Below are 25333 nucleotides of genomic sequence, written 5' to 3'. Positions count from 1 at the left end.
AAAAGATAATTGATTATCGTTTAGGTGATTAGCCTCTATTGTGTCGCCAATTGGTATAAACAGGGGTTAGGCAGCCAAGGTTTTTTTGCTAAAAGGGATCGTTTTATGCACTTTATAGCGGTCGTTTTTGTTATCCACTTCCTTTTCCAATATGGTTAAGCAATCAGCCAAAAACGCATCCCGGTACTCCATTTCCTGAAAATAAGGCCATAATTTGTTAAATGAGGCTACCGGTATATTCCGGGCGATGGTGAGGTGCGGTGTAATTCTCCGGGTTTTCATTCTTAAGGCGCCTTTAACCTGGTTAAACCAGTCTTCTGTTGTTTTATCCAGATCTACGCGGGCATATATCGTCCTGAAATTGGGGCCGTGCTTAAAAAAGTCGAACCCATTGATCCTGAGTTTATGCTGTGGTATGGTTCTGATCTTGAAGCCCACCATTTCATAAAAAGGGGTAAGCAACAAGGGTTTTAGTGTAAGCTGATGCACCTCATCCCTGAATGATTCAATAGTAATATGCGCCTGCGCGTACATCCCCGGAAATTTACCAATCCGTTTTACGCATTCCTGTTTAAACGAGCCAACTTTTTTATCCACGTGCTCCGGCGCGGAAATAACGGTAAGATAATCTTTGTTGTTCATGATTTCTGTTTAAAATAGGTTTATCTGATCCTGGATATGGTTATCGGCGGCAGCCTGCCTGCTCATAATAGCCTCTGCGGTATTGGCCATCGCTTTTTTGTTCTTAAATTCAAAAACATTAAAAGGTTGCCATTGCGGTTCATGCGCAAATGTTTCACGTTTAAGCATGATCAGCTCATTCACCCAAAAGGGTTCCACCAGTTTTTTATGTCTGAAATTCGGCCACAAGCGTTCAAAATCGGGTCCAGCAATGTCACGAGTCACGGTAATATGCGGAACGATGGTTTTGCGGATTTTGAGTACCCTTTTAAGCTGTGTAAACCACTCATCTACAGCAGGTGTGATCCTGATATGCGCATAAATGGTCATCCGGTTATGCAGATGCTGGAAGTATTTAAACCCATCCACGTGTAATAAAGCCGGCGGCAGCTCATTCAGGCTTTTTTCTATCCGGTTCAGGTTGGTTTCTTCCATAAAGGGCTTTTGCCGCTCCAGGTGATGAACAGAAATATGTGCCGGTGAATTCACACTTTTATAATTGCCAATTAATTTAGCCGAGGCCTTTTTATAACGGGCAATTTCCAGCTTAATGCCTTCAGGAGGCGAAAGCAGAAATAAATAGTCTTCGTACATATACATAATGGCCGGGTTTTGATAAATCAAAAATACTAATATTTTTAGTAGAATAGTAAATTTATTAAACTAATTCCGGGGAGTCGGTATTCAGCTGAGCTTTTCCTAAGTAAGCTTTATGAAGTAATTATTTGCGGCTGATAAGTTATGGCGAGGGGGTTTTGGTAAGTTTATAAACACCCTGGTTTCCATAACGGTCGACGTATTATTAAAATGTGATGGATAATGGTAAGCGTAATAAAATAGAGCTTATCCATAAGTAAGATAAAATATGCCAATTCTATACCTATTAATTAAGATATAAGTCGATATAAATTATAAATAGCCTTATTGTTAACCATTAATTAAATAAATATTTCTTAAAGTATATTTTAATTTATTATTATATAAATACTAAACATTTTTTTAATGGGGCTATTATTTAAGATATTTTTTTAATATATTGTTCACAATATATTTTTACATGTCAATTTGACAGTAAATTAAAATTAACTACTAACGAAAAATAAAACCAAACAAATGAAAACAAACCTTAATGAAAAATCACTTCTAATTGGCCTACTAGCCATGTTTATGCTTTACGGATGTTCTAAATCCGAAAAAATTAATCCGGTAAAATCGCAGGAACCGGATGTAAATGCATCAACACAACCAGGCTCACATGTATATGGGTTATTGCCTACATCAAAAGCAGAATATGAAAGTGTGCCTAAATTTTCGATGGAAGCATTCAGATCAAAATTTAATTTGAATGCTTTATCTACCCCGGCACCGCCAGTAGTTACCTTAACAACCCCCGACATCAGAGATCAGGGGCAAATAGGTTCATGTACTGGTTTTTGCGGGACCGAAGCTTATGAAATTGCGTATAAGTATAAATATGGATCATTTCCTACATTGCTGAGCCCTGCTTTTCTGTATTATGAAGAAAGGGTAAATATTGAAGGCTATAGAATAAATGCCGATCCCGGAGCTAACATGGTTAATATTGGCCAGGCGCTAACAAAGTACGGAATAACAACCGAGGCTTTAATGCTTTACCCAAACCCGGCTGCAACAACAACAGCAGCTTACAAAACCAAGCCAACTTCAACAGCAATTTCAACCGCGCTGAATTATAAAATAAGTAATTACACCTATATTAATCCGGGTGATACAGCCGCTGTTAAAACTTGTTTAAGGGCCAACATACCTGTAATGATGGGTTTTACCGTGTATGATAATGCATCGGCAGGTTATCCTTATTTTGAGGCGCTAAATACCTCAAGTTATACGTATAACCCTTTAACCAGCGGCGGTGCTATTGTTAGCGGAGCTAAAGTAATGGGAGGTCATGCTGTTCCGATTATTGGATATGATGATACAAAAAAAGCATTCCTTGTTCAAAATTCATGGGGTAGCAGCTGGGGAAATAAGGGCTTTTTCTATATGCCATATACCGTATTCAGCAACACTAATATTGTAACGAGCGGAGATCTTTATTATCTGTCTCTTTAATCTTTAGTGAAATATTATTAGTATCGACACTTTCGTTTGGTAGTTAATCCAAAAGGTGGTTCTTATACAGAACCACCTTTTTTAATTTTATAAATTACTAAAAATATTAGTATTTTTGCACATGGATGTTAAGCGGCATATTGTACATATCGACCTTGATTCCTTCTTTGTATCGGTTGAGCGCAAGTTTGACCCCAGTCTGATAGGCAAGGCGGTGATCATTGGCGGCTCGGTTGACAGGGGAGTGGTATCTTCCTGCAGCTATGAGGCGCGTGCGTATGGCGTACACTCGGCTATGCCCACCCGGCAGGCGGTAAAGCTTTGCCCGCATGCTATTGTGCTTCATGGCAGCCATGGTCGCTATTCCGAGGCCTCACGCGAGGTTACCCAGATTATCCATGATTCGGTGCCACTTTATCAAAAAACATCTGTAGATGAGTTTTATATCGATTTGACGGGTATGGAACGCTTTCATGATTGTTATCAGATAGCCAGTAATCTGCGTCAGAAAGTGATCCGCGAAACAGGCCTGCCTATTTCCTTTGGTATGGCATCAGGCAAAACCGTAGCTAAAATGGCCACCAACCAGGCCAAACCCAACGGGCAGCTATACATTAAACATGGCGAGGAAATGGCTTTTTTAGCGCCATTGCCTATTAGTAAAATACCGGGCCTGGGCGAAAGTACCTGTCAGAAAATGTATCAGTATGGTATTGAAAAGATCGGCGACCTGCAGCGAACCAATATTCGTTTCCTGGAGGCCGTTTTTGGCAAGGCTGGTAAATATTTATGGGAAAAGGCCCATGGTATCGACCACAGTGAGATCGTGCCGCACAGCGACCGTAAATCGATATCTACCGAGCATACTTTTTTCAGCAATGTGAACGACCAGCGTACACTGGAAACTATCCTGGTATCCATGACCGAAGAACTATCGGGCAAACTACGCCGGGAAAATAAACTATCCTCCTGTATGGCCATTAAGATCCGTTATGCTAATTTTGAAACCCATACCCAGCAGCAAAAAATACCGCTTACTGCTGCCGAGCATATCCTGATCCCCGGGGTTAAAAACCTGCTTAAAAAAGCCTGGAACCAGTACCGGCCCATCAGGTTGATAGGCGTAAGGCTGAGTGACCTTTGTACTGGCAGTTACCAGATCAACTTATTTGAGGATAATGAAGAGCAGATCAGGCTTTATCAGGCTATGGATAAGATCAATTTTAAATTTGGCGATAAAACAGTTTGCCGCGCCGCCGGTATGGAAATAGGCACACGTAATTTTAACCCGTTTATGAGGGATTGAGCAAGGATTTTGGGAATAAGGAGCAAGGATTTTTTTGAAGAAAATTACCCATTACACAAGTCTACTTCGCACATTATCATTATTCTAAAGATCTTTGTTCTCCAAATCCTTAAAACCCGTTTGTTAACTTCAATTCCCTTTCGGCCATAAAAGCGAAGGAATCGCGGTAGTCAACAGGTAGTTTGTCGCCTTTAAATTTGAAGTGGTATGGTGTCCCGGTGCCAATACCTTTTATGGTCAATTGATTATTACCCCTGTATTCGAACCAGCGGGTGGGCTGGTCTGTAGGTGCTTTTTGTGCATGCACTTCCACAGTTGGTTGGCTTTTGACGTTTTTTTCTTCCGCCAGCCAGGCTTGTCTTTTTTTTCCGCAGCAATTCATATCATTATTCTTTTTTGTCGGTTAATTTAAATAGGAGGCAGGCCGCTCCCGAGAGTGCCAGCCAGGTGATGATACCCTGTACCCATTGACTGCAAAGCAAAATGGCAAAAGGTATGGCCACCCACATACTGAGGCAATAAAAGCAGTCGAGCAGGTCTCCGAAGAAACCCTGCCCGAAAAGCTTTCTGAATTTGATCACGATATCAAATGGCCCATCTTCCTGTGAAAATAAATGCGAGATGCGCCAAATGGCCAGCGTGCAAATTATAAAACCGGTGATGTTAACATCTGTCATGGATTAAGACGCTCCATCATAATTTGTGAATAGGCATTGTACGGGCCTGAATTACCGGTATTATATCCATTGGTAACCCGTTGACTGGCGGTTAAACCAAAGGAATAAATGGTAAAGTATTCGCCCGTTTTGATCCAGCCATCACCAACAGGTCGTGGTTGTACCTGTGCGCTTACGAGGCCAGGATTGCTGTAATCGTCCTGCGTGCCTTTGTAACCAGGGCAGGCGTCATGAACATTTGACGGATTTGATCCTCCAGGAAACGTGTGCGATCCGGAAATGGTAAAATCGCCCTCAATGTTGGCATTCAGATCAAGAGCTGTTCCCGGGCATCTTGTCATGCCTAAGCTGTAAGTATCCACAAAACCATAAGGGTCATTGGCTTCAAATGAAAATACCATAGGCGTTTTCAGCTGTGCATCGGTGAGGCGATACAATCCACAACCACCGCTTACAATGGCAGGGTCGTTCAGTATAGCACCTGTCATCTGGAACTGAAGTCCACGGTTATGGATATACAGCGCGATAAGGTCGGTAGCGTTGCTTACGTGAGCACCGGCGGCATCATAGCCATCTACCCGTACATAAAATGTACCTGGGGTGGTTATACCCGCTATTACATCATAAAGCGCGGTGTTCAACTGCATATAACGATCGAAGTTAGAAAACTCCCAATCAACACCGTCTACAAATATTTGGCGCTGGATGTTCATATAAGCCGGAACCACGCCATTTAAAGTACCACCCACAGCCGGATAAAACGGACCTACATCGTCGCCGATATAATTAGGCAGGTTGCGTTTGGAGAATTTAGGGTGCTTATAATTCTGACTTACATAAGTCCAGCCTGATGTTCCGGCACGATTAACACGGATAGTGTACCATCTGATCTTGTTATTGACAGCGGTTTTGGAAGCATCATACATACAACCCCGCATATCTATAGTTCCGTTCCAGGCGGCGCATTCTACATGAAAGCCGGCAAGTGAACTGTTAACCGATATTACGCCGTTTGATTCCAGGTAATTTGAATCGCCGTAACGACGCAATGAGGTAGCTGATGTGGATGCTAAAGTGTTCTGGTTACCACCAAGAAAAACATTGCCCAGGCTGCCGATGAGGTTGCCATTAAAACAAGCTGATGAAACATGTACGGTAGATTCTGGTAAACACAGGTCAATTCTTCTCAGGTTTTGAATGTTATAATAAGGTGCGCTTTCAAATAATACCTGATAAGGTGAATACCCTGTTATTTTTACGATAACATCCGGATATAACACGGTGTTGATATCTTCGCCCGGGCCAACGTCCGATGCATCTTCCAAACCCGGGAAGGTCATATCAAAACTAAAGCGGAAAATATAATTTCCGTTCATGTCGGTAATGGTATCACCAAGTAAACGCCTGTCGCCGGTACCGGTGTAGGCACCGCCGAGCAATTCGGAACCGGTACGGTCGTACTCCTCAAAGGTGAGGGTTAAATTGGAACCAGGTCCGCTTAAGCAATACCTGTACAAACCACCGATATTTTTAGCCAGTGAAATATTTTCTGCCGATTGGGCCAATATTTGTTTTGACGCTACAGCAGGAGTGGAGGATACCAATTGAAAATTACTGGCCGCAAATGCAGAAACTGTTTCGTCTGCAGCTTTCAGATTCCTTTTTGTTTCCACAGGCGCACTGCGGGTATACTGTAACGCAGTATTAGCTTGTGTGGCTTCGTTGGTGAGGTCAAAAACTATCGGTTTAAAATAAGGCGCCGGATCGGGTGGGTTAACCGGGCCGGGTATGCGCTCAGGATAATACTTGTTGATATAATCCTTGAGCAGCGGGTTTTTTAATGCCTGTAACAGTCCCGGATAGGTATCGATCACATATGGGAACCTTCGGCAAGGGTTAAAGATACACGAGCCGCTGTAAAGTGTTACATTACCGTAAACAATAAAATCGTTAATGTTTACGGGGGCAGAACAGGTGAGCACCAGGTCGTCAAAATCGGTGTCATTGCCCGCATCGTTTGATTGGATATCAAAAACATAATTACTTCCTACCTGGTGCGGAAAGGTGAGCTTGGTTTCTGATGCCTGGAACCCCGTGCCCGGATCGTTTTGAATGGTAATAGACCATTGAGCCCCGGTTACAAAAACAGAAGTACCAGGTGTGCCCGGATGAGTGCCATTGGCTGATGTAGCCCCCTGAACCACAAAACGCTGTGGAAAAGCGGCCCCCTTTGATTTTACGGTAACTGTCCAGTTACCTTGCATTGCAATTATCATAGCTATTGGTTTTAATTGAGCTTACTCTTGGTTCGGATTTTCGGCTTACTCCACTGCTTATTACTAATTGGTACTGAAGCGACAGGGATGCTGTTAGGGCCGGCATTCGCTCACGGTTGTGTTATTATTCATAAAATGTTAATACACTTAGGCTGATGTAAAATTAGGTGCACGCTACAAGAATCAGGTTAGTATTTATACGCGATATGGCAAGTAGTTTTACCCGAAATACGTACGGTATCAACGTCAAAGAAGTGAGGTGTTCTCGTCTTTTTTACCATTGGTCAAAGGGCAAATACCATTGGTCAAACTGATTTTATTACATGGAAGGAGGTGGCTTCTTTTGAATAAAAAAGAATTATAATGGAAACCACACAACGTCAAAGCTACCTGGACTGGTTAAGGATACTGTCAATTGTAGGCGTATTATTTTTTCACTCAGCTATGCCTTTTGTTGCCGAAGATGACTGGCATATCAAAAACGCCCAAACCAGCAACCTCCTGATGGAGTCGAACCATTTTTTACACCTTTTCCGGATGCCGCTGCTCTTTTTTATATCAGGCACGGTGAGTTATTATATGATGCAACGCCGATCAACTTTAAGTTTTATTGGTTTGCGTTTCCGCCGCTTGTTTATCCCGCTTTTGGTAGGCATGTTCATTATCGTTCCGCCGCAGATCTATATGGAACGGTTGGCACATGGCTATAAAGGCAGTTTTTGGGATTGGTATCCGAGTGTGTTTAATTTTGTACCATATCCAAAGGGCGGTAGTTTCAGTTGGCACCACTTGTGGTTTATTGCCTACCTGTTTATTTACGATCTGATATTTGCACCCATGTTTGCCTGGATGATATCGCCAAAAAGCAATGTGTTTAAACAAAAACTTGCTGCGTTAGCTCAGGGAAAATGGGTGTACCTGTTAATGCTGCCTGGCATCATTTGGTTTACTTTTACCAGCTGGCAATTGCCCGAAACAAATGACCTAATCCACGATGGTTGCTACTTTGTTTACTGGCTGTTTTTTGTTTTAGTGGGTTTTATATGTATTACGCAGCCTAAATTGATGGATAGCCTTGAACGTAACCGCCGGTTTGCCTTAACTATAGGTTTTTTAAGCCTGATGATGTGGGAAGTTATGAGGTGGAATAAAATAGAGCCGCAGCATGAAAATTGGCCCTTCCATCATATACTATTTTCATATGCTTTTACAGCGTTGAGGCCTATCATAGCGTGGGGATGGGTTTTAGCCCTGGTAGGTTATGGTAAACATTACTTTAACCGCAGCCATAAGGTGTTAAACTATCTGAACCAAGCGGTGTACCCATTTTATATACTGCACCAAACGGTGATCGTGCTGGTGGTGTATTATATAGTACAAACGCCTAATGAAAGTATCCTGTCCAAATATATTTATACCGTTGGGATCACCTTTTTTGTAACCGTGTTAACCTATCATTTACTGATACGTCCTTATGCTTTAACCCGGTTCTTGTTTGGCATGAAACCTAAGGATAAACCAAAGCCGGTAGCAGAAGTGCCTACGGAAGAAATAAGACCTGTTGTAACACTTTCTGCCTGAAATTTATAACTTAACCATATGAAATTTTTCCGGAGATATATTTTCCCCGCTTTGTATGGTCTGTTAGTATACTTTACGGTCAGGCTATTGCATGATACCGATATTGGCCAGCGTTTTTGGGAAAGGGATTTTTATATCAATGGCATTGAAATGGTCTGTTCGATATTGGTAGGCTATTCGGCTATCAATCTTTTTGAATGGCTTTTCAGATACTATGACAGGCGCTGGCCAATGCAGTTATCCTATCGGGGCGTAGTACGGGAACTCATCATATTAGTATGTGCAGACCTGGTATTGGTAAACGTTGTATTTGTTCCAATGGTTATAATCCTGCACATAAAGCAGGGCATAGAGCTAATTCCCTGGGCGGATGTAGCTGATATCAATATGATACCCACCTTGTACGCTATTGTTTATTATGGCATTGCACGCAGCAGAACCTGGCTAAAGGCCTATGTAAATAATAAAATGCAATTGGAAAAACTAACCAATGATCACCTGGAAACTGAGCTAAAGTTTTTGAAGGCGCAGTACCATCCGCATTTTTTGTTTAACGCTCTGAATACTATTTATTTTCAAATGGATGAGGATGTGGACGGTGCTAAAAAGAGTACGGAGCTGCTTTCGAGTCTACTGCGGTATCAGCTTTATGACCAGCAACAACAGGTTGCCATAAAGCAAGAGCTGGAATACCTGCAAGACTATATTCAGCTTCAAAAGATAAGAGCCAGTCAAAAAATGCGTTTGACAGTGGCTTTTGATGAGGGCCTTGCCGATCAGCAGGTGTACCCTTTACTTTTGCTTCCCTTGGTTGAGAATGCTTTTAAGTATGTAGGCGGCGATTATAAAATTGATATCTCGGCCTGTATTAATGAAAAAGGTCTGTTGTTTAAAGTATATAATGATGTACCGACGATAATGAAGATAACGGATAACTACAGTGGTATTGGGCACGAAAATTTAAAAAGACGTTTAGAGTTGCTTTATCCTGATAAACACCGCCTGATAGCCGGCGGGGGAGCAGATAGCTATATTGCACAATTAGAGTTAGAATTTTAGAACATGAGCCAGATCAGTTGTATTATTACCGATGATGAGCCCTTTGCCCGGAAAGGACTGGAGGGTTATGTGAAAAAAACAGGCTTTTTTGACCTTAAAGCCCAATGTGAGGATGCCATGGAGCTGGGGGCAATATTGGCCCAGCAATCGGTGGATCTTTTATTTTTGGATATACAGATGCCGCACCTAACCGGGGTTGATTTTATCAAATCGTTACCCGATCCTCCAAAGGTGATCTTCACTACAGCTTTTAAAGAGTATGCTACAGATGGTTTTGATCTGGATGTGCTGGACTATTTGCTCAAGCCAATACCATTTGAACGGTTTATGAAAGCCGCTTTTAAGGCTAAGGATTATTTTGAATTACGTAACAATAATATAAAAGCGGCTGATTATCTATTTGTAAAAAGCGAAGGTAAACTGGAAAAAGTAGTATTTAATGATGTGTTATACATTAAAGGGATGGAGAACTATGTAGAAATACATTTTTCCGGCCGAAGGATTATTACTCACAGTACATTAAAAGCCTTGATGGAGAAACTACCTCAACAGGGCTTTTTACAAACCCACAAATCCTTTATCGTGGCTACTCAAAAAATTACGGCTATCGAGGGTAATATGCTTCATATCAATCACCACCAAGTACCTATCAGCAGGCAGTTAAGGGAGCAGGTGGTATTCTCGTTGGTTAATCAAAGATGAGGTTATAGCTCCTTCTTCATTAACAGGTCGGTTTGCTTATCACTGCCTAACATAAAGGGGTGACTGCCAAATACTTTAAAGCCATGTTTTTCATAAAAACTTAAAGCTTTTTGATTATGCTCCCAAACGCCCAGCCAAACATATTGCAGGCCTTTATCCTTTGCCATTTGAAAAGCAAAGTCTAATAATTCGTGACCGATCTTTTTACCGTGGTATTCGGCCGAAACATAAATGCGCTCTACTTCAAGGGCATTGCCGTCCTGTAGCTCGGTTTGCGCGGCATCAAGGTTTATTTTGATATACCCGGTAATTTGATCATTAAGCATGGCAAAATAAAAGTGAGAACCGGGGGTGCGCAGTTCGGCCTGTATACGCGGTAGGGTAAAAGCATTCGAGGCATAAGCCTCCATGTTTTCAGGCGTGTTCAAATGCGCAAAGAAATCAAAAAAAGTTTTCCTGCCGAAGGCTAACAAAGTATCGGCATCTGCTATGGTGGCTTTTTGTATAATGATATTTTGGTCTGACATCAAATTAATAACAGCTTAATCAAATTGTTCCTTCAAACGTACCAGGCGATCAATCATCAGGTTAAGTTTCTCTTCCTCATTTTTAAACATACGCGGTTTTAAATAAAAGGTGGTGAATAAAAACCAGATAATTATTGAACCGTAAGTGATCAATTTAAAAAGGAGGGAGGAGGTTGATAATACTTCGGCAAAGTAAAGTGCCAGGCCGGCGCTGATAAGCAGTATGTAAATGTAGTAGAACCAGCCGATAATTTTTGTTCTTGTTTTTTGGTAGGCCTTCAGGCTGTCAAGGTACTCCGAGGGATTTTGAGTTGCATCGCGCTTACTCAAAATATGGTAGTGCCTTACTACCAACGACAGGTACATGAGCATAGTGACCAGCACTATTAAAATACCAACGGTGGTAATCCATGATTTAAAGGCCAGGAAAAAAGTAACAATAAATGCAAACGCTGCTATGGCCACCATGGCCACAATTGTCCAGTATAACTTGGTAGTTATGCTTCGGATCCCCTTCTTTACCTGTTTCAGCACATCATCCACTGAAAGCTGATCTGGTTTTGGCTGTCCCTGCCAAACCGACATCAAATGATCAAAGTCTTTCATACTGGTTAAATAATTCTGTTAATTTTTGTTTTATACGATAAATCTTCACCCTCAGGTTTCCTTCTGATATGCCCGAAATATCTGCTATTTCGGGGTATGGTACTTCGTCAAGCACCATGGTTATTATAATTCTTTCTGATTCTTCCAGCTTGGAGATACACTTGTACAGCAAAGCCACCTGCTCGTTTTTATCCGATAGTTCTTCTCTTTTGGTTTCGGCTATCTGAGGGGTTAGCTCATCTTTAGCCTGTCGTTTTTCTGATCGTAAGTAGGTTAAACAAGTATTTACTGCAATGCGGTATATCCAGGTTGATATCATGGCCTGGTTGCGAAACTTCTCTAAATTTTGCCAAACTTTTAAAAAAGTTTCCTGTAGCAGGTCGTTCGCAGCATCATCATCGCCGGTATAACCATAGCATAAATGGAATATCTTTTTAGAATTAGCTTCATATATTTGCTTGAATGCTGCTTCTTTGTTGGCCACGCGTTAATAGATTTTTTATTGTTAGATTAATGTAAAGGCTATATGTTACAACTCATAATCATTCTTTTTAAACCAAACCAGCTTTTTTTCGGCATCATCAAGTAAGGTATTATAACTCTCCAGGTAGTCAAATTGCAGGTCTTCATGCAGTTTTCCTATCAGGCCCCTTATCTTTTCTACCTGCCGCGTTAATATTAGTCTGATAGGTTTATATGTGGTGCGCCTGTCGGCATATTCCAGGTAGTTAACACAAAAATTCAATAGTAATTCAATCTCCACTTCTTTGGAGCCTGCAAATTTAGTGTACTTGCTCAATAACCTTAAAATTTTACGCATGCCTTTTGCTGCATGGTAGCTCAGGGCCGATAACTGGCTGAACATAAAACCCGCTTCGCCCTTTACTTTTTCAATAAAAGCAGCTTCGTCATGGGCTTCAAATAGTAAATAGGCCAGTAACTCTTTATTCTCCTTTTTATAACGTGCCAGGCGGAGCAATAACTCCGATAACTGCTCCTGCGACAGGTGTTGAGTTTCTTTTTTTATATGCTGTAAACCGTAAGTGGTAATACTCATAGTAATTTGTATCAATTTAGTATCAAGTAGTTAGTGTCAAGTGTCAAGATTTATATAAGTGTTGTATCTTGATAGGTGATACCATTAAAATTATTAATTTTTGTAGTTTAGCGCCCTGCAATAAGTTTTATGCCAAAAAATAACCTGACACTCTACATCTTTATCGCCCTTGTATTAGGTGTAATAACCGGCTACATTTATAATGTAAGCGTAATTAATGCCATCAACGTAAAAATTAATACGGCTGATGCTAATATTAAAACCATCAACACCAAATTGGTTTTATTAAACGACACGACTGCTGCCGAGCACATCGCTCTACAGGCACAAAAAGTACAACAATTAAAGATCAGTAAAGATAACAATTCTATCCGCGAGGATAAACTGGAAGGCTTTTCCATTTTAAGTGAAATATTTTTAAGGCTCATCAAGATGATCGTGGCTCCCCTGGTTTTTACCACACTGGTTGTAGGAGTGGCCAAAGTAGGTGATATCAAAGCGGTGGGACGCATTGGGGGCAAAACCATGTTATGGTTTGTGAGCGCCACATTAGTGTCTTTATTATTAGGTATGTTATTGGTTAACCTGTTTCAACCTGGCAAAGCCATGCACCTGCCATTGCCCGATAGTCATTTAAGCACAGGTATCAAGAAAACGGCTTTGTCGTTTATTGACTTTGTAGGCCACGTTTTCCCCAGAAGCATTTTTGAGGCTATGGCCAATAATGAGATCTTACAGATCGTAGTGTTCGCCATGTTTTTTGGTGTGGCTACAGCTGCTATAGGCGAGCAGGGAAAAATCGTGATTAAAGCCATGGATGCTATTGCCCATGTAATATTAAAAATTACAGGCTATGTGATGAAAGTGGCCCCGTTGGCTGTTTTTGGAGCTATTACCGCTGTTATTGCTAAGCAGGGTTTAGGTGTATTATCTACCTATGGTATTTTTATAAGTGAGTTTTATTTTTCATTGGTGATGCTTTGGCTGATCATTATTATGGTTGGCTTCATCGTATTGAAGAAACCGGTGTTTAAATTAATTGGCCGTATAAAGGACGCTATGCTGATAGCTTTCAGTACTTCAACAAGTGAAGCTGCTTATCCTAAAGTATTACTTGAGCTGGAAAATTTTGGCTGCAGCAACAAAATTGTAAGTTTTGTGCTGCCGCTGGGCTACTCATTTAACCTGGATGGCTCCATGATGTACATGACTTTCGCCTCCTTATTCCTGGCACAATCATACGATATTCATTTATCTTTCGGTCATCAATTATCCATGCTGCTGGTGCTTATGTTGACCAGCAAGGGTGTGGCGGGAGTTCCAAGAGCATCATTGGTGGTTATTGCTGCAACGTTATCCATGTTCAATATCCCTGAGGCTGGTTTGTTTTTACTAATTGGTATAGACCCGCTGTTAGACATGGGCCGGTCGGCAACTAACGTGTTAGGTAATGCCATGGCTGCCGCCGTAGTAAGTAAATGGGAAGGGGAACTGGATAATTAAGTTAATTATTGAATTATTGAATTACTGAATTATCGAATTATTGATTTTTAAAAAGTATCGCATGGCAAATAACGAAAGGATTGAATTTGCGGAGGTATTTAAGAGTCGCACCAGAAAATTCGTGGTAGACAATATTAATTTTTTAAAACATTACCTAAAACTGAAGAAGCTAAGATCATCGGACGACAATTATTACGATCTTCGTCCTCCGTTGGCGCTAATTATCGGGCTGCATGTAGAGCCAGGTCACAAGCTGAATTTCATTCAAAGCTTTCCATCGTGGTTGAAGAAGCAGATGAGTCAGTTTTTTGGATGGAAGTATTAATAGAAGCAAATCAAATTCTTAAAATTGCATCCGCATCAAGAAAAACAGTATCAAAATAAAGATTCCAAATAATTCAATAACTCAATAATTCAGTAATTCAATAATTAAAAATGTCTGATCGTTCAAAAAAAATATTTTTCGCGCTTACTATTATAGTGCCATTTTTGGCATACTGCTTTTATTATTATGGCATGATGATCAAAAACGCGCCATATCGTTTCTCTGATTTTGATTCCATGACCATACAATTTGGACCTGTAGATAGCCTGATCAATAAATATGATTCCAAAACAGGCGATTATCAATATGTAAACAAACAAGACTCCTTAGTGAAAATGCACCTGCGTTTAACCAGCGATGACCTGCTTTATTTGCACCATAAGGCTGCCGACCTAGGTTTCTGGGATTTTCCAGTAAAAGAACTGGCAGATAGCACTAAGGGTAAAAACAGATCGATACGCTATATTATTGAATTTAAATACAAGAAAAAAAGCAAGCGCGTAGTGTACGATAGTGGCTTCGTAGGCGACATCAGATTGATTGATGCCAATAAAACATTGATCAAAGAAATTCAGCAAAGTTTATATACCGCAGAGGAAAGACTTAAAAAATAAAATAGATGGTGTTGTTTATTTAATAATCAATCCCTATATTTGCACCTCGAATTTTAAAACAATAATTAACAAACATGTACGCAATAGTAAGTATAGCCGGACAGCAATTCAAAGTTGCAAAAGACCAGCAGATCTTTGTACACAGACTACAAGGCGATGAGGGCGCTAGTATTGAATTTGACAGTGTATTGTTAGCAGAAAACGAAGGTAAATTCAAATTAGGTTCTGATTTGAAAGGTGCTAAAGTATCAGCTAAGATCGTGTCTCATTTAAAAGGTGATAAAGTAATTATCTTCAAAAAGAAAAGAAGAAAAGGTTACAAAAAGAAAAACGGTCACCGTCAGCAATTTACCAAGATCGAGATCACTGGTATTACATTATAATTAAAGTTTAAACCTGGAGTTGTTCATCAATTCCATAAAAAATATTAGAAATGGCACACAAAAAAGGGGCCGGTAGTTCCAGAAACGGCCGTGAGTCGCATAGCAAACGTTTAGGTATCAAAATATTCGGTGGTCAGCCAGCAATTGCAGGTAACATCATCGTACGTCAGCGTGGTACCAAACACAATCCTGGTGTTAACGTAGGTATCGGTAAAGATCATACTTTATTTGCATTAGCTGATGGACACGTAGTGTTCAGAAAAAAAGCTGATAACCGTTCATACGTTTCTGTAGTTCCGGTTGCAGCAGCACCGGTTGCTGAAGTTGTAGCTCCTGCACCTAAAGCAAAAGCAGAAAAGAAAGTAGTTGAAGCACCAGTTGCCGAAGTTGAAGTTGCTGAAGCAGCTCCAAAAGCAAAAAAAGCAGCAGCTCCAAAAGCAAAAAAAGCTGATACAGAAGCAACTGAAGAAGCAGCAGCTGAGTAATTAGCTAAGCTAAACAGATATAAAAAAGCCCTGATCAACTTGATCAGGGCTTTTTTTATGCTATCACGTGATTACTCGTGTGCTTTTACCCGTTAGTTTACTGATGTAACCCACTTTAAGATTATTTCAATTGTTGAACTTACACAAACTTGACATCGTTGCGGGTCAAATCCTTTACTTTTATCACTAAACATTTTTAAATGAAGAATAAAAAGAGGTTCGAAATCCCGGCGGTACCTGCTGTATTATTATCTATTATAAGTGTTCAAGGCGGTGCCGCAATTGCTAAAGGCATCTTTCCGGTATTGGGTGCTGCTTCAACTTCTGCATTAAGAATTGTTTTTTCTGCTATCATCCTGGTTATTTTTAACCGTCCCAACCTAAAAAGTCTGTCCAATACCCAATGGAAAGCTGTGGTCTGGTATGGTTTAACGTTAGGAGCGATGAATATCATTTTTTACATGGCTATTGCCCGGATACCTCTTGCGTTGGGTGTTGCCCTGGAGTTTATTGGGCCGCTGGTGCTTGCCATGACCGGCTCTAAACGGATCATAGATTTTTTATGGGTAATTCTGGCGGCGGTAGGAATAGCCCTTATTGCACCGTGGAGCAATAACGGCTTAGATATTATCGGTGTTCTCCTTGCCTTACTTGCCGGTGCATTGTGGGCGGGTTACATTGTCTTGGGCGGACGCATCTCAAAAATAATGGACGGAGGCAAAGCTGTGAGTATCGGTATGATTTTCGCTTCAGTCGTGGTATTACCGGTGGCTATCGGCAATGGATTGTTAACTCATTTTAAACCTCATATGTTGCTGTCTGGCTTTCTTTTAGCCTTACTCTCGAGCGCAATACCTTTTACGCTGGAGATGAGTGCTTTGCGAAGAATTCCTGCAAAAACATTCAGTATCTTAATGAGCCTGGAGCCCGCCGTCGCGGCACTTTCCGGTCTTGTTTTTCTTCATGAATACCTCTCTTTGAATGAATGGATAGCAGTAGCGCTGATCGTTATTGCGAGTGCAGGGGCTACTATGAAAACAAAGAATCCTGTACCGGAATCCTGATAAAAAAAGCCCTGATCAATTTGATCAGGGCTTTTTTGTTATGAATCTCCTGTCATCCTGAACTTGTTTCAGGATCCTACATGATATTTAATCATCTTCCTATACACCTTTAATTATGGGATGCCGAAATAAATTCGGCATAATTCAAAGTGGTAACAGGATTGAATTAATACTCTCTTACCAATAAACTATCGGCAAATTGGCGTAGGTACTGGCGACGTTCTTCGGGCAGATTAATGTCGTCCAGGGCCTTAAATGCTTTGTCGGCATAGGTGTGCATGGCTTCTTCGGCGTATTTTCTTATCTGCAGCTCATTGTAGATGCCCGTAACGGCGGTTACCTTTTCTGGTACATCAAATAGTTGCATAGTTAACCAATTGTTCAGCTCATGTGCCTGGTGATCCTTGGCTAATTCAAGGGCTTTGATAAGCAAGTACGTTTTTTTGTTGGATATGATATCACCACCAACTTGTTTCCCAAATTTATCCGGGTCGCCATAAACATCAAGGATGTCATCCTGCAATTGGAATGCTATGCCCAGGTTCACGCCAAAATCATATAGTAACTGTGCATCTTCCAATGCAGCTCCGCCTATAATGGCACCTATTTTAAGTGTGCCGCCTAACAGTACTGCAGTTTTAAGACGTATCATGTTCAGATATTCGTCAATGATCACGTTGTCGCGCTGCTCAAAGCTCATATCAATCTGCTGTCCCTCGCATACACCGGTAGCAGTTTCATTAAAAACACCCATCACCCGGCGTAAAATAGCGTCGGGAACATGCATCATCAGCTTGTTTGATTCTACCATCATGGCATCGCCTGAAAGAATAGCTACGTTGGCGTTCCATTTTTCGTGCACCGTAACCCGGCCGCGGCGCAGGGGGGCATTATCCATGATGTCGTCATGCATCAGGGTAAAATTATGGAAAACCTCGATGGCCAGTGCTGGTTGAACTGCGCTTTCTACATCGCCGTCAAAAAGGTCACAGGCCATGAGTAAGAGCGCCGGCCTGAGGCGCTTGCCGCCCAGTGCCAGTATATAACTTATAGGTTCATATAAGTCTGCAGGATGTTGAGGGAAGTCAAGTTTATCAATGGCTTCGTTTATCAATACCTGCAAATCAGTAAGTTGCTTCATTTTATTTTTTAGTTCATTCGTTCATTTGTTCACTCGTTCATTGGTAATTTACAGCGGATGGGTATTGAACACACCACCAATGAACTAATGAGCCAATGAACTAATCCTGTACTAATGAAAAGTCAATTTGTTTTTTGGTCAAGTCAACATTTTTCACCCTGATCTGTACCTCATCACCCAGTTGGTATATCTTCTTTTTGCGCTGACCGATAATGGCGTAATTTTTCTCGTCTAAAGTATAAAAATCATCAGATATATCGCGTAAGCGGATCATACCTTCGCACTTATTCTCAATAATTTCGACATACATACCCCATTCAGTAACACCTGATATAATACCGGTAAACATATTGCCAACCTGGTCTTTCAAATATTCTGCCTGTTTGTATTTTATCGAGGCACGCTCGGCATCGGCGGCTTTCTTTTCCATTTGTGAGCTATGTGAACATAGTTTTTCATAATGCTCGGCATTGGCCGATTGGCCACCGTGCAAATAATGAAACAAAAGCCGGTGCACCATAACATCCGGGTAGCGGCGGATAGGAGAGGTGAAATGCGTATAATGGTCAAAGGCCAGCCCATAGTGGCTGCTGGTTTTGGTGGTATAAATAGCTTTAGCCATTGACCTGATAGCCAGCTGGGTAAGTACATTCTGCTCTTTTTTACCTTCCACATCTTCCATCAAAAAGTTGAGCGATTTGGCCGTTTCCTTGTCTGATTTGGTATTTACTTTATAACCAAACCGTGCGGCAAACTGTGCGAAATTGGCCAGTGCGTCTGGTTTGGGAGAGTCGTGCGCACGGTATACAAAGGTGTATTTATGCTTGCCTTTACCCAGTTTGTTTACATATTCGGCTACTTTTCGGTTAGCCAGGAGCATAAAGTCTTCAATAAGTTTGTGGGCATCTTTACGTTCTTTTACATAAACTCCGGTTGGTTTACCGTGTTCATCCAGCTTAAATTTAATTTCGGTTGCTTCAAAGCTGATAGCCCCATTCTTGAATTTGCGCTCGCGTAATTTGTAAGCCAATGCGTTAAGCTTTAATATCTCCTCTACAAAATCGCCTGCTTTGTTTTCGATCACTTCCTGTACTTCCTCATAGGTGAAACGCCTGTCTGAGTAGATGATGGTTTTACCATACCACTCATTAATGATATAGGCATTTTCATCCAGTTCAAACACGGCCGAAAAGCAAAGTTTTTCTTCCTTGGGGCGTAAAGAACAAAGCCCGTTTGAGAGGCGTTCAGGTAGCATAGGGATCACACGGTCGACTAGGTAAACCGAGGTAGCACGTTCCAGCGCTTCTTTATCTAAGGCAGAATCAGGAGCTATATAATGAGATACATCAGCAATGTGAACACCTATTTCATAGTTGCCATTATCTAATTGTTTAAATGACAAAGCATCATCAAAATCTTTGGCATCAAAAGGGTCGATAGTAAAAGTGGTGATATTTCTAAAATCGCGTCTTTTGGCTATTTCATGCTCTGAGATAACATCTGAGATAGCTTCTGCTTCGTGCTCTACTTCGGCAGGGAAGGAAAGCGGGAACCCATACTCTGCAAGTATGGCATTCATTTCCGTATCATTCTCGCCCTGGGCACCTAGTACGTGTTTGATGCGACCTATCGGGTTCTTGGCTTCTACGGGCCAGTCGGTGATTTCGGCGACTGCTTTTATCCCATTCTTGGCACCATTCAGTTCGCTGATCGGGATAAAGATGTCATGCATCATTTTACGATCATCGGGGATAAAAAACGCGAAGCGCTCCGATAGTTTTACAATACCAGTAAACTCCATTTTAGCCCTTTGGAGGATCTCAATTACTTCGCCTTCTTTACGTTTACCTTTGCTTTTGGCGTAAACATATACTTTAACACGGTCGCCATTTAAAGCATTGCGTAGTTTACGGGGGGCTATGAAAATATCGCTTTCAAATTCGTCGTCAGTAACAATAAAGGCCGAGCCATCGTTGGTGAGATCAACTTTACCCTCGATAAATGTTTTTAACTCCAGGAGTTGAAATTTACCTGGTGAAAGTTCCTTTAATACCGATTTTTTGGCTTCGTCTTTTAATATTTCAAATATGATTTCGCGGGCTTCCGGGTCGCGAACATTTAGTTTAGCAGAAACTTGTTTATAGTTTAACGGTGTATTACCGTTTTGTTCAAATATATCAAGCACCATTTGAGTGAGCACCTGAACTATGGAAGAATTATTTTTCTTTTTAGACATACATAAGTATTTGGTCAAAGATACGGAATTTGGGCATTAGCAGATGGGTGAGTTTTCTGGGAACAAAGATTTGGGGAGTACGGAGTAAGGATTTTTTCTTTGTTCTTTCTGTCCTTGTTTCTTGCTCCAAAATCCTTGCTCCCCAAAATCAACTTTGCGGAATAGACGCGATCAAGCGTTTGGTATAATCCTGTTGCGGATGGTAATAAATATCGTCGGGGTAACCGGTTTCAACGATCTCACCCTTGTTCATCACCACCATACGATCAGATATATGTTTGATAACAGCCAGATCATGCGAAATAAAGATGTAGGTAAGCTTAAATTCTTCCTGAAGCTCCCGGATCAGATTAAGCACCTGTGCCTGTACAGATACATCCAGCGCGGATACCGACTCATCGCAGATGATAAATTTGGGTTGCAAGGCCAAAGCACGCGCGATAACTATCCGCTGCCTTTGTCCGCCAGAAAACTCATGCGGATAGCGGTTAAAATGTTCCGGTAAAAGATTTACCCGTTGCAACAGTTCCAGCACCTTTTGTTTACGCTTGGTATCGTTGCCATAAAACTGGTGCACTTGTAAGGGTTCCATTAATGACTGTCCGACGGTTAATCGTGGATTTAAAGAGGAGTAGGGATCCTGAAAAATGATTTGAATATCCCGGCGGATCTCAAGCAAAGCATCTTTTTTTAAACTACCCAGATCTGTACCTTCAAAACTTACGTTACCAGACGTTGGTTCAATTAATCTCAAAATGGTTCGACCCAGGGTGGTTTTGCCACATCCCGATTCGCCTACCAGGCCCAATGTTTCGCCGGGATAAACCTCCAGACTTACGTTATTTACCGCTTTTACCACCTGTCCGGATGGCCCCAATAAGCCTGGGTTAATAGGGAACCAGGTAGATAGTTTATCAATTTTTAATAAAGGCTGTTGTTGATAAAGCTTCTTCTTACGATCAGCAATTTCTGTTTCGGCATAGCTATATTTCGCGCGGATGCTTTCAATGGTTGCCGATCGGGTGTCTGAGGCGCCGTTAGCATCAAAAAAATCGGCAATAACGGGTAGTTTTTTTAAATGCTGATCGGGGGATGGCCTGCAAGCCAATAAGCCCTTGGTGTAAGCGTGTTGCGGATTATTGAACAGATCGGTTACAGTAGCCTCTTCCACAATCTGTCCTTTGTACATGACCAAAACCCTGTCGGCAATTTCTTTGATCACGCCTAAGTCGTGTGATATAAATATCAAGCTTCGGCAACGGGTACTTTTGAGGTTTAACAACAGCTCAATGATGGCTTTTTGAACGGTTACATCCAAAGCTGTGGTTGGTTCATCAGCAATCAATATTTCCGGATTGCATGACAGCGCCATCGCTATCATGACCCTTTGCTTTTGTCCGCCGGATATTTGATGCGGATAGCTGTCGAATATAGCCTCAGGTCGCGGGAGTTGCACCTCGTTAAACAGCTCGATGGTTTTCTGTTTAGCCTCGGCAGTGCTCAGGCCCAAATGAAGCTTTATAGCTTCGGTAAGTTGAAAGCCACAGGTGAGCACGGGGTTAAGCGAGGTCATAGGCTCCTGGAAGATCATGGCCATACGATTGCCCCGGATGTGGCGCATATCAGCTTCTGGCAAATCGAATAGCCGGATATCGTTTAATAATACCTCCCCGTTAACTACAGTTTGACCAGTATTCAATAAACGCATCAGCGCAAGTGAAGTTACCGATTTTCCCGAACCAGATTCTCCAACTATACCTATGGTTTCGCCTTTTTTTAAGCTGAATGATATGTTTTTTACCGCTTTAAATAAGCCGTTGGCTGTTTTAAAATCGACCGAAAGATTGTTTACCTGCAGCATTTATTGACCTATTATGGTAATCAGTTCATCTTTTATCAACTCTTCACCACGATAACGCCTCAACAGTTGTGCGGTAGCTATTACATCTTTTTGGCAATAGATAGATATACGGTCGAGCTGGTTCAGATTCCAGTAAACGTCGCCAACCATACTGCCATCAATATCATCTTTTGGTGTGGGTATATCGAAGATGGCAGTAAGCAAATTAAGCGAGGTGTAGCTTTTATAATCGCCAAATTTCCAAAGTTCCATGGTGTCCAGATGTACAACTTCCCATGGCTTTTTACCGGCTATCTGCAATTGGGGCGGAAACGGCAAGCCGTTGATCAGCAACCTGCGACAGATATAGGGAAAATCAAACTCCTTACCATTATGTGCACATAAAACCAGGTTTGGTGGCTGACTGAACAACAACGCCGAAAAGCGACTGAGTAGATCTTTTTCGTCATCACCGGCAAATGATTTTACCCTTAAACCAGCATCTTTACCACCCGTAAATATTCCGACTGATATACAAATGATCTTGCCAAACTCGGCCCAGATACCAGCGCTTTTGTAAAACTCCTCTGCGCTTTCATCCTTGCGAAGGTTTTGGCTCTTACGCTCCCAAAGTTTTTGCAAATGCTCCGGTACCTGATCATGCGCACTGTACTGGGGTACTGTTTCAATATCAATTACCATTAAATTATGCAGATCATACTGTTCAAGCATTGCAATCACATTTTATGATGCCAATATAATGAATGTTTGCAACCGACGGTTTTTATACAGCACGATTTCGGTTAAATGAGCGTAATTTTATTCTGTTTACTTTTTGGGTTTGTTCAGTTGAAAGCCTATGGTTATCTGCACCGAACCAGGGTTTGAATTATAAGTACCCAACTCCGAAGCCACTTGGTAACTGTTAAAACTCTTATTGTAGGTAGCTTCCAATAACAGCCGTTGATACTGCAATCCGATACCCCCGGAGAATCCGAAATTAAGCTTCTGATCATACCTTGTCGCGTTAAGTTTGCTCGAAACCGTATTATAATAGCCCAGAGTATCTTTTTTTGTACCCGAGGTTTGATAATTGGTGCTGCCATTAACCTGTTTTACCGGGATATTAATAACAGGGCCGCCTTTAATATGAATGTTGGGTGTAATTTTGTAAACAAAATGCAGTGGTATATTTACAAAATAGGCTTTTCGGGAATCGTTTATGCTTAATGTTTGATTGGTATCTATTTTACTTTCATTATGGTGGGTGTATGATCCGTTAAAACGCAAGGGATTTAAGCCTTTTACCTGTATATTTATAGCCAGTTTAGGGTTGAAGTTGAAAGTGCTGTATAAGCCTGCGTGTATATCAACAGGCAAACTTCCGTAAAAATTATTATTCTGCGCTTTAGGTGTAAAACTATTGGATGCATTTACACCGACGAGGATCCCATAGTCGATATTTGATGGTATTGAAATGTTGATTTTGTTTTTGGTAGATCTTGTTTTTGGGCTTTTATTCTTTACCTGTTTAACTACAGATGTTGATTTTGTATGATCTTTCGTGATCATATTTACGATGGTATTATACTGCGCATTATTGCCGGTTGTTGTCGATGAATAATTTGCAGAATTTGACCCTAAAAAACTATTGCGATCATTGAAGCTGCCATCAGTGTTACTGATCAGATGTTGCATTATATAGCTATTTGAAGCTAGCACAAGTGTCTTATTGTTGTTTACATCAGTTGGATTAATATTCTGAGTATAAAAGGGATTGACTGCCGTACCCATATTCGTTTTATTTGGCTGGTTATGATTGGCCGTTTGTTTGTTGGTACCGCCAGGAGCCGCATGGATGCCATTTACAAAGAAAACTCCCTTGTTTTGGTTATTCATAACAGCGCTAGCATTACGATTATTCTTAGGGGTATTTGATGAAAATGCTATATAAGGCTTGCTTTTTGATGGATCAAGTGGATCTGACTTTCCATTATTTGTTAATTCATTTTTATTATCAGCAGTATCAGATGGTTCTTTAATTGCTGATGTACTATCGTTTTTAAATAGTACAGTATCCGTTTTATTTAAAGAGTCGGGGTTAAGGTTCTGTAAGCTGTCTTTACGAATTACTATATTCTCTTTCTTTTGCTTTTTGGGCGGAGACGTATGTTTGGGTTTGATGATATACACATAAGCTAAAACACCCACCAGTACTACTGCAGGTAGTGCTACAGATATGATCGACCATGTTTTGGCCGCTTTTATAGCTTTAACTATTTTGGACGCAACATTATGTTTGATGATAGGATTAGGCAAGTGGGTATCCAGAAGTGCCTGCATAGCCAGCCAGTCCTGTTTTGGTTCATCACTAACAGGTAATTCATTTCTCTTTTTCTGCCAAAGGTTAAGGTAGTTCAATGAATTTTTCATCTTGCTTTTTCACTCCTTTCTTTTGGCTGATTGCTATCTGTTGCCAATGCTTCCAGAATCTCTCTTAATTTTCGTTTTGCTTCGGCTAAATGCCAGCGCGATGTTCCTTCGCTTATATTTAATTGTTCGCTTATTTCCTTGTGTGTAAAACCATCCAGTACGGATAAGTTGAAAACTGTTTGAGTAGCAAATGGGAGAGTCCTGATATTTTTTAAAATATCTTCAAAATATAATTTCTCTAATACAGATGGACTGATGAAATAATCATCGGTATCCTGCGCGTTTAAACTCGTAACATTAAATTTTAGTTCTTTTCGGCAAAGATCAATGGCCGTATAGATCATGATTTTTCTGATCCATCCACCTAATTCACCTTTTTTAATATCGAAGTTTTTTATTGATTGGAAAACTTTAAGAAATCCTGTGTTAAAAGCTTCTTTGGCAAGCTCTTTATCTGGTAAATAGCTATAACATACACGCAGCATTTCGGCATGAAAAAGCTTGTACAAAGCTTCCTGGGCCGTGCGGTTATTATTGATGCAGCCTTTTACCAGCTTTTCAGCCTGCTTTTTAGAAAGATTCATTCAAGGAATTCACACAGTAGGTGCTTTTAACAGGCTCTTCGTAAGTAGTAGCTTAAACGTTGGGTAAAAATGAAAATAAATTTTCATTTTTTTCAAATGTCTATTTTTTAATGAGAGATCATCCGCCATAAACGGATTGATCTCTCTTGTTTTAGGTTTAAA

Annotated in this window: 26 protein-coding genes; 11 read left to right on the top strand and 15 right to left on the bottom strand. The window is 40.9% G+C overall.

From position 1 onward, the window contains the following. Positions 1-66: 66 nt before the first annotated feature. Both AC57BQ_RS09015 and AC57BQ_RS09010 read right to left on the bottom strand, forming a co-directional pair. A complete protein-coding gene (locus tag AC57BQ_RS09015; RefSeq protein ID WP_496405954.1) occupies positions 67-642 on the bottom strand; it encodes a 2'-5' RNA ligase family protein in 576 nt (191 codons plus the stop codon). A 9-nt stretch (positions 643-651) separates the two neighbouring features. Next, positions 652-1275, bottom strand: coding sequence for a 2'-5' RNA ligase family protein (locus AC57BQ_RS09010; protein WP_496405953.1), 624 nt, complete (start codon positions 1273-1275; stop codon positions 652-654). Positions 1276-1794: 519 nt separating this feature from the next. Between AC57BQ_RS09010 and AC57BQ_RS09005 the strand changes: the two genes are divergently transcribed. Continuing rightward, on the top strand, positions 1795-2772 hold the full coding sequence (locus AC57BQ_RS09005) for a C1 family peptidase (protein ID WP_496405952.1): 978 nt from the start codon (positions 1795-1797) through the stop codon (positions 2770-2772). Positions 2773-2893: 121 nt separating this feature from the next. Beyond that, the gene (dinB, locus tag AC57BQ_RS09000) at positions 2894-4078 is read left to right on the top strand and encodes a DNA polymerase IV (protein ID WP_496405951.1); all 1185 of its coding nucleotides are present in this window, start codon (positions 2894-2896) and stop codon (positions 4076-4078) included. Between the two features lie 109 nt (positions 4079-4187). On the opposite strand, the gene AC57BQ_RS08995 is transcribed toward dinB, so the two are convergent. From AC57BQ_RS08995 to AC57BQ_RS08985, 3 genes are read right to left on the bottom strand one after another with little or no spacing between them, the layout of a single operon-like run. Next, positions 4188-4460, bottom strand: a complete 273-nt coding sequence (locus tag AC57BQ_RS08995; RefSeq protein WP_496405950.1) for a hypothetical protein — start codon at positions 4458-4460, stop codon at positions 4188-4190. A 4-nt stretch (positions 4461-4464) separates the two neighbouring features. Beyond that, the gene (locus AC57BQ_RS08990) at positions 4465-4755 is read right to left on the bottom strand and encodes a DUF1360 domain-containing protein (protein WP_496405949.1); all 291 of its coding nucleotides are present in this window, start codon (positions 4753-4755) and stop codon (positions 4465-4467) included. Further along, a complete protein-coding gene (locus AC57BQ_RS08985) occupies positions 4752-7031 on the bottom strand; it encodes a hypothetical protein (protein WP_496405948.1) in 2280 nt (759 codons plus the stop codon). The genes AC57BQ_RS08990 and AC57BQ_RS08985 overlap by 4 nt, the downstream gene beginning before the upstream one ends. A gap of 363 nt (positions 7032-7394) precedes the next feature. On the opposite strand from AC57BQ_RS08985, the gene AC57BQ_RS08980 reads away from it, so the two are divergent. The 3 genes from AC57BQ_RS08980 to AC57BQ_RS08970 are packed head-to-tail and all read left to right on the top strand — an operon-like array spanning position 7395 to position 10373. After that, a complete protein-coding gene (locus AC57BQ_RS08980; RefSeq protein ID WP_496405947.1) occupies positions 7395-8612 on the top strand; it encodes an acyltransferase family protein in 1218 nt (405 codons plus the stop codon). Between the two features lie 18 nt (positions 8613-8630). Continuing rightward, on the top strand, positions 8631-9671 hold the full coding sequence (locus tag AC57BQ_RS08975; RefSeq protein WP_496405946.1) for a sensor histidine kinase: 1041 nt from the start codon (positions 8631-8633) through the stop codon (positions 9669-9671). A 3-nt stretch (positions 9672-9674) separates the two neighbouring features. After that, positions 9675-10373 (top strand): LytR/AlgR family response regulator transcription factor, encoded by a 699-nt coding sequence (locus AC57BQ_RS08970; RefSeq protein ID WP_496405945.1) that lies wholly within the window; start codon positions 9675-9677, stop codon positions 10371-10373. Between the two features lie 2 nt (positions 10374-10375). Here AC57BQ_RS08970 and AC57BQ_RS08965 read toward each other — a convergent pair whose 3' ends face one another. Genes AC57BQ_RS08965 through AC57BQ_RS08950 form a run of 4 tightly spaced genes read right to left on the bottom strand, consistent with a single transcriptional unit; the run spans position 10376 to position 12563 of the window. Beyond that, the gene (locus tag AC57BQ_RS08965) at positions 10376-10900 is read right to left on the bottom strand and encodes a GNAT family N-acetyltransferase (RefSeq protein WP_496405944.1); all 525 of its coding nucleotides are present in this window, start codon (positions 10898-10900) and stop codon (positions 10376-10378) included. Between the two features lie 15 nt (positions 10901-10915). Beyond that, complete coding sequence (locus AC57BQ_RS08960) at positions 10916-11506, bottom strand: hypothetical protein (RefSeq protein ID WP_076373348.1); 591 nt, start codon at positions 11504-11506, stop codon at positions 10916-10918. Continuing rightward, entirely contained in the window at positions 11493-11990 is a 498-nt protein-coding gene (locus AC57BQ_RS08955; protein WP_166086900.1) for an RNA polymerase sigma factor, read from the bottom strand. The genes AC57BQ_RS08960 and AC57BQ_RS08955 overlap by 14 nt, the downstream gene beginning before the upstream one ends. A 45-nt stretch (positions 11991-12035) precedes the next feature. After that, positions 12036-12563 (bottom strand): hypothetical protein, encoded by a 528-nt coding sequence (locus AC57BQ_RS08950; RefSeq protein ID WP_496405943.1) that lies wholly within the window; start codon positions 12561-12563, stop codon positions 12036-12038. A 129-nt stretch (positions 12564-12692) separates the two neighbouring features. On the opposite strand from AC57BQ_RS08950, the gene AC57BQ_RS08945 reads away from it, so the two are divergent. The 6 genes from AC57BQ_RS08945 (at position 12693) to AC57BQ_RS08920 (ending at position 16937) form a co-directional block, all read left to right on the top strand. Then, positions 12693-14066 (top strand): dicarboxylate/amino acid:cation symporter, encoded by a 1374-nt coding sequence (locus tag AC57BQ_RS08945; protein WP_496405942.1) that lies wholly within the window; start codon positions 12693-12695, stop codon positions 14064-14066. Between the two features lie 174 nt (positions 14067-14240). Further along, complete coding sequence (locus AC57BQ_RS08940; RefSeq protein WP_496409464.1) at positions 14241-14450, top strand: four helix bundle protein; 210 nt, start codon at positions 14241-14243, stop codon at positions 14448-14450. A gap of 51 nt (positions 14451-14501) precedes the next feature. Continuing rightward, on the top strand, positions 14502-15005 hold the full coding sequence (locus AC57BQ_RS08935; protein ID WP_496405941.1) for a hypothetical protein: 504 nt from the start codon (positions 14502-14504) through the stop codon (positions 15003-15005). A gap of 74 nt (positions 15006-15079) precedes the next feature. Further along, on the top strand, positions 15080-15388 hold the full coding sequence (rplU, locus tag AC57BQ_RS08930; protein WP_090467954.1) for a 50S ribosomal protein L21: 309 nt from the start codon (positions 15080-15082) through the stop codon (positions 15386-15388). A gap of 50 nt (positions 15389-15438) precedes the next feature. Continuing rightward, the gene (rpmA, locus tag AC57BQ_RS08925) at positions 15439-15873 is read left to right on the top strand and encodes a 50S ribosomal protein L27 (protein ID WP_496405940.1); all 435 of its coding nucleotides are present in this window, start codon (positions 15439-15441) and stop codon (positions 15871-15873) included. A 200-nt stretch (positions 15874-16073) separates the two neighbouring features. Continuing rightward, on the top strand, positions 16074-16937 hold the full coding sequence (locus AC57BQ_RS08920) for an EamA family transporter (RefSeq protein WP_496405939.1): 864 nt from the start codon (positions 16074-16076) through the stop codon (positions 16935-16937). A gap of 166 nt (positions 16938-17103) precedes the next feature. Here AC57BQ_RS08920 and AC57BQ_RS08915 read toward each other — a convergent pair whose 3' ends face one another. From AC57BQ_RS08915 to AC57BQ_RS08890, 6 genes are all read right to left on the bottom strand, one after another. After that, positions 17104-18078 (bottom strand): polyprenyl synthetase family protein, encoded by a 975-nt coding sequence (locus AC57BQ_RS08915; protein WP_496405938.1) that lies wholly within the window; start codon positions 18076-18078, stop codon positions 17104-17106. Positions 18079-18178: 100 nt separating this feature from the next. Continuing rightward, positions 18179-20314, bottom strand: a complete 2136-nt coding sequence (gene rnr / locus AC57BQ_RS08910; protein WP_496405937.1) for a ribonuclease R — start codon at positions 20312-20314, stop codon at positions 18179-18181. Positions 20315-20462: 148 nt separating this feature from the next. Next, entirely contained in the window at positions 20463-22175 is a 1713-nt protein-coding gene (locus tag AC57BQ_RS08905) for an ABC transporter ATP-binding protein (RefSeq protein ID WP_496405936.1), read from the bottom strand. Beyond that, positions 22176-22886 carry a 3'-5' exonuclease gene (locus AC57BQ_RS08900; protein WP_496405935.1) on the bottom strand — a complete coding sequence of 237 codons (711 nt, stop codon included), beginning with the start codon at positions 22884-22886 and terminating at the stop codon, positions 22176-22178. A 96-nt stretch (positions 22887-22982) separates the two neighbouring features. After that, positions 22983-24587, bottom strand: a complete 1605-nt coding sequence (locus AC57BQ_RS08895; RefSeq protein WP_496405934.1) for a hypothetical protein — start codon at positions 24585-24587, stop codon at positions 22983-22985. After that, entirely contained in the window at positions 24584-25171 is a 588-nt protein-coding gene (locus tag AC57BQ_RS08890; protein ID WP_496405933.1) for an RNA polymerase sigma factor, read from the bottom strand. Before AC57BQ_RS08890 ends, AC57BQ_RS08895 begins: the two co-directional genes overlap by 4 nt. Positions 25172-25333 lie beyond the last annotated feature (162 nt).

Source organism: Mucilaginibacter sp. BGA-UO-ETr-C110, assembly GCF_059567985.1.
The sequence above is the reverse complement of the archived record's forward strand: the minus strand, read 5'-3'. Positions and strand labels throughout refer to the sequence as shown.

Excerpts from the sequence above, each read along its gene's own strand:
- AC57BQ_RS09015 (WP_496405954.1), bottom strand. The coding sequence starts at position 642 with ATGAACAACAAAGATTATCTTACCGTTATTTCCGCGCCGGAGCACGTG.
- AC57BQ_RS09010 (WP_496405953.1), bottom strand. The coding sequence starts at position 1,275 with ATGTACGAAGACTATTTATTTCTGCTTTCGCCTCCTGAAGGCATTAAG.
- AC57BQ_RS09005 (WP_496405952.1), top strand. The coding sequence starts at position 1,795 with ATGAAAACAAACCTTAATGAAAAATCACTTCTAATTGGCCTACTAGCC.
- dinB (WP_496405951.1), top strand. The coding sequence starts at position 2,894 with ATGGATGTTAAGCGGCATATTGTACATATCGACCTTGATTCCTTCTTT.
- AC57BQ_RS08995 (WP_496405950.1), bottom strand. The coding sequence starts at position 4,460 with ATGAATTGCTGCGGAAAAAAAAGACAAGCCTGGCTGGCGGAAGAAAAA.
- AC57BQ_RS08990 (WP_496405949.1), bottom strand. The coding sequence starts at position 4,755 with ATGACAGATGTTAACATCACCGGTTTTATAATTTGCACGCTGGCCATT.
- AC57BQ_RS08985 (WP_496405948.1), bottom strand. The coding sequence starts at position 7,031 with ATGATAATTGCAATGCAAGGTAACTGGACAGTTACCGTAAAATCAAAG.
- AC57BQ_RS08980 (WP_496405947.1), top strand. The coding sequence starts at position 7,395 with ATGGAAACCACACAACGTCAAAGCTACCTGGACTGGTTAAGGATACTG.
- AC57BQ_RS08975 (WP_496405946.1), top strand. The coding sequence starts at position 8,631 with ATGAAATTTTTCCGGAGATATATTTTCCCCGCTTTGTATGGTCTGTTA.
- AC57BQ_RS08970 (WP_496405945.1), top strand. The coding sequence starts at position 9,675 with ATGAGCCAGATCAGTTGTATTATTACCGATGATGAGCCCTTTGCCCGG.
- AC57BQ_RS08965 (WP_496405944.1), bottom strand. The coding sequence starts at position 10,900 with ATGTCAGACCAAAATATCATTATACAAAAAGCCACCATAGCAGATGCC.
- AC57BQ_RS08960 (WP_076373348.1), bottom strand. The coding sequence starts at position 11,506 with ATGAAAGACTTTGATCATTTGATGTCGGTTTGGCAGGGACAGCCAAAA.
- AC57BQ_RS08950 (WP_496405943.1), bottom strand. The coding sequence starts at position 12,563 with ATGAGTATTACCACTTACGGTTTACAGCATATAAAAAAAGAAACTCAA.
- AC57BQ_RS08945 (WP_496405942.1), top strand. The coding sequence starts at position 12,693 with ATGCCAAAAAATAACCTGACACTCTACATCTTTATCGCCCTTGTATTA.
- AC57BQ_RS08935 (WP_496405941.1), top strand. The coding sequence starts at position 14,502 with ATGTCTGATCGTTCAAAAAAAATATTTTTCGCGCTTACTATTATAGTG.
- rplU (WP_090467954.1), top strand. The coding sequence starts at position 15,080 with ATGTACGCAATAGTAAGTATAGCCGGACAGCAATTCAAAGTTGCAAAA.
- rpmA (WP_496405940.1), top strand. The coding sequence starts at position 15,439 with ATGGCACACAAAAAAGGGGCCGGTAGTTCCAGAAACGGCCGTGAGTCG.
- AC57BQ_RS08920 (WP_496405939.1), top strand. The coding sequence starts at position 16,074 with ATGAAGAATAAAAAGAGGTTCGAAATCCCGGCGGTACCTGCTGTATTA.
- AC57BQ_RS08915 (WP_496405938.1), bottom strand. The coding sequence starts at position 18,078 with ATGAAGCAACTTACTGATTTGCAGGTATTGATAAACGAAGCCATTGAT.
- rnr (WP_496405937.1), bottom strand. The coding sequence starts at position 20,314 with ATGTCTAAAAAGAAAAATAATTCTTCCATAGTTCAGGTGCTCACTCAA.
- AC57BQ_RS08905 (WP_496405936.1), bottom strand. The coding sequence starts at position 22,175 with ATGCTGCAGGTAAACAATCTTTCGGTCGATTTTAAAACAGCCAACGGC.
- AC57BQ_RS08900 (WP_496405935.1), bottom strand. The coding sequence starts at position 22,886 with ATGCTTGAACAGTATGATCTGCATAATTTAATGGTAATTGATATTGAA.
- AC57BQ_RS08895 (WP_496405934.1), bottom strand. The coding sequence starts at position 24,587 with ATGAAAAATTCATTGAACTACCTTAACCTTTGGCAGAAAAAGAGAAAT.
- AC57BQ_RS08890 (WP_496405933.1), bottom strand. The coding sequence starts at position 25,171 with ATGAATCTTTCTAAAAAGCAGGCTGAAAAGCTGGTAAAAGGCTGCATC.